Source organism: Runella zeae DSM 19591 (assembly GCF_000423565.1).
Classification (GTDB): domain Bacteria; phylum Bacteroidota; class Bacteroidia; order Cytophagales; family Spirosomataceae; genus Runella; species Runella zeae.
Genome location: NZ_AUIF01000097.1, coordinates 1 through 3,523, shown reverse-complemented (window position 1 = coordinate 3,523; position 3,523 = coordinate 1). Strand labels below are relative to the sequence as shown.

Annotated in this window: 4 protein-coding genes; 2 read left to right on the top strand and 2 right to left on the bottom strand. The window is 41.8% G+C overall.

Annotation, left to right across the window (positions count from 1 at the left end):
- Positions 1-1,095, top strand: a 1,095-nt coding sequence (locus tag G563_RS0118290) for an ISAs1 family transposase (protein ID WP_084650907.1), incomplete at its 5' end; no start/stop codon positions are given.
- Positions 1,096-1,116: 21 nt separating this feature from the next.
- Positions 1,117-1,329 carry a hypothetical protein gene (locus tag G563_RS0118285; protein ID WP_028666570.1) on the top strand — a complete coding sequence of 71 codons (213 nt, stop codon included), beginning with the start codon at positions 1,117-1,119 and terminating at the stop codon, positions 1,327-1,329.
- 161 nt (positions 1,330-1,490) lie between these two features.
- On the opposite strand, the gene G563_RS0118280 is transcribed toward G563_RS0118285, so the two are convergent.
- Together G563_RS0118280 and G563_RS38500 are read right to left on the bottom strand one after the other, a co-directional pair.
- The gene (locus tag G563_RS0118280; protein WP_028666569.1) at positions 1,491-3,200 is read right to left on the bottom strand and encodes a sulfatase family protein; all 1,710 of its coding nucleotides are present in this window, start codon (positions 3,198-3,200) and stop codon (positions 1,491-1,493) included.
- Positions 3,197-3,523: hypothetical protein (locus G563_RS38500; protein ID WP_037327443.1), on the bottom strand; the 327-nt coding region annotated here is incomplete at its 5' end. The genes G563_RS0118280 and G563_RS38500, both read right to left, overlap by 4 nt.

Genomic DNA, 3,523 nt, shown 5'->3' with positions numbered 1-3,523 from the left:
GTTTCTGAATTATTTTTTGAGATAGATGACCCTCGTCAGGAGGGCAAGTGCTTACATCTGTTAAGCGATATATTGATGCTCGTACTTTGTGGTTATCTATGTGATTGTGAGGGTTTTGAAGAGGTGTACGATTATGCTTGTGATAAAGAAGAAGTCTTGCGTGAGTTTCTGGAATTGCCTTGTGGTATCCCTTCTCATGATACACTTAATCGCGTTTTTCGCCGCCTTTCGCCCACTCAGCTGGAGTCGTTATTGATAAATTGGGGAAAAGAAATTGTTGGGCTATTAAGTCAAAAACAACTCATTGTCGATGGCAAACAACTGCGAGGAACTGTAGAAGCAGGTCACAAACAAGCTACGGTTCAGATTCTGAGTGTTTGGGCGGAAAAAGAGCGTTTGTACTTGGCTCAGAAGCAAATAGCTAACAAAACCAATGAGATAATGGCTATCCCTGAGCTGCTTAGCACGCTAGATATTACCGACAGTATCGTCAGCATTGATGCGATTGGGTGTCAAAAAGCGATTACCCAACTCATTGTTGAGCGACAAGCCAACTATGTAATTGGCTTGAAGTCTAATCAGGACGGCTTATACACTCAAGTGGCCGATTGGTTCGAGCGCCACCAATCATCCCTACAAGCAGAAATAAGTCGGGATTTAGAACATGGTAGAGCGGAAAAACGAACGGTTATCCTCAGCGAGAAACTTAATTTTATTGATGCTGCTCAAGAGTGGGTTGGTTTAAAAAGCGTTATTTATGTAGAATCAAGTCGTTGGGTTAATCAAGAGCATCAACTCAGTAAGCGCTACTATATCAGCTCATTAGCTGGATATTCGGCTGCTCAAGTAGGCCATTTCATTCGCCGACATTGGGGCATTGAGAATCAGCAACATTGGCATCTGGATGTCACCTTTAATGAAGATGGCTGTCAAGTTCGTAAAGACCATGCTCCTCGTAATTTGACCACCATACGTAAATTAGCGCTAGGTTTAATTAGTCGTCATCCTGCCAAGATAAGTTTAAAGCGAAAACGAAAAAAGGCCGCTAGGGATGATGAATTTCTTATTGAATTACTTAACCAACTTAATATTTGATGCAATCGCCCTGATAAAAAGATGAGTTTCTTTTTTCTTGGTGTAGGGGCAAACGATAAAGTAGGAGGAGGCCTAAAAAATGGAGGTGCTGCCGAAGGGTTGAGAAACTTAGACAGAACACTGACTGAAAAAGGCATAAAACACACGTTCAAAGAATTACCTGATACTGACCATACTTGGTTTGCCTGGCGGCATTTTCTCTGCTATGATTTTTTACCTAATCTCTGGAAATGAGAAATGCCATTTTTTTTGAGTTTAGTTTGGGGAATCCAAGTCCACGCTCAGCCATTTCATACCTACGTCAATCATTAATCGGCACAACGAATGCAACTTTCACACCATCAAATTACGAAAGGCGATGTTTTAGAAATTAAAAAAAAGCAATTGAATATGAATCAATGAATCTTCACAACCTCACTCTCTGCCCAACCGTATCGCACCGCTTTTACCTCTAACGGTTTGCCTGCTGCCGCAAAAGGCTTGACATAAAGCCTCCAAAAACTTTCTCCCTCCCAGCGATATCCAATAGAGACTCCGTCAATATTAGAATTTAATACCCATTTTTTTTGAGTATTGAGGACAGCCTTGGGAGCTGGTGTTTTGGGTTGTTTTCCTTGAGGCCACATCTTCTCAGCTTGAACCACTTCGGGCATTTCCAGATAATCTCCTACACTGCCTTGCCAACGGGCAAGTTCTTCACGCATACGATTCAAAACGAGCTTATACTGCGGGCTATCTGCCAAATTTTTGATTTCGTGCGGGTCAGTCTGCGTATCATAAAGTTCTTCCTTTGGCTTCTTTTTAAACAACCAGTATGATTGGATTGGGGTCAGCTTTCCTGCTTTTTCATACGTTAAAATCTCTTGCATCATGGGCATTTGGTACATAAAATCCAGTTGTTGAGTATAGGGTACATCGGGCATGTAGTTACGAATATACTTATAACGGCTATCCCGTACAGCTCTTTGTAAATCGTAACGGTTATCCATACGATCACGCCCTGCGTGAATGTAAGTACGCCGTTTCGGTAAGGTGTTTGTACTTGTAGTCAAAAATGGCCTTCCATGTAGGTGTTTAGGAATAGGGATTCCCGATAGGGACAACATCGTTGGAGCTAAATCAATAAAACTAATCATTTGATTATCAATTCCTTTTGTATAGCCTTTTATGCGAGGTTTCAATTTTTCGGGAATGTAAACTATCAATGGCACATGAATTCCAGAATCATAAAGCCATCGCTTGGCTCTTGGCAGGCCGTCTCCGTTATCCCCCATAAAGACGATGATTGTATTATCGCTCAATCCATCTTCATCCAATTGTTTCAAGATTGCCCCTACCTGAGTATCCATCCGAGAAATATTTGTATAATGACGGGCTATATCGGCACGTACCATGGGAGCATCTGGATAATACGGGGGCAGTACCAAGTCGGACGGATTCACAATATACTTTTCTTCAATTTTCGGACGATGCTTCACATCATTGACAAGCCGCATCGTATCAACCCCAAATTCTTTAAAAAAACGCCACTTGGTAGAATCGGGCCACACATTGATTTCGTGGGTTGATTCAAACGTATAGCAGGAAAAAAAAGGTTGGTTTTTTTCGGATCGGTCACGCCAGCCAGCCTTGTTGCTATGGCTATCCCATACGGTAAAAGGCTCGCCAAACTGGTAGTCTGTTTTACGGTTATTAGTACAAAAATACCCATTTTGACGCAAATACTCGGGAAAAGCCTTTATATGAGCTGGAGGCACGGCATTATAAAACGGCACTCCTTCATAAGGAGTGAGGCTTTTGGCTTGCCGCATGTGTTGCGTACCGATGGCAGTCGAATACATCCCCGTAATGATAGAGGCCCTACTCGGGGCGCACACACCCGAAACAGTATAGGCATTAGTACAACGAATCCCATTTGCCGCCAATCGGTCAATGTTAGGGGTATGTACTAATTTTTCGCCGAAACATCCCAAATGAAGGTTAATGTCTTCGGCCATAATCCAAACAATATTCGGACGCACAGGAGGTCTTTCTATTGAAAAACGGGTTTGCGTAAAGAGTGCTGCAATTGCTAAAAGCACTAAAAAAATACCGTATTTTTTCATTGATTGATAATGGTAATGCTGAATGGTTTCATTTCCAATGTATCTGTAAGCAAACCCTTCGATTGATCCACCCCTTCTGTATTTTGGACATAATGTGTTAATTTAGCGGAATATTGGGTATATTTTCCCTTGATATTCAAGTGATTAACGTCTATTTTCTGCACTTTATCAGAATAATTGATAACAATACTTTGGCTTTTGCCCGACTTTTTACCAAAAGAATACCCAAACAAATGGGGGTGGTTGTCTTGTTTGTCGAATTGCCAAGCAGTAGCTTTTGTGTTGCCTTTCATTAAGTCAGCAAACCACTGGGTAATCTGCCC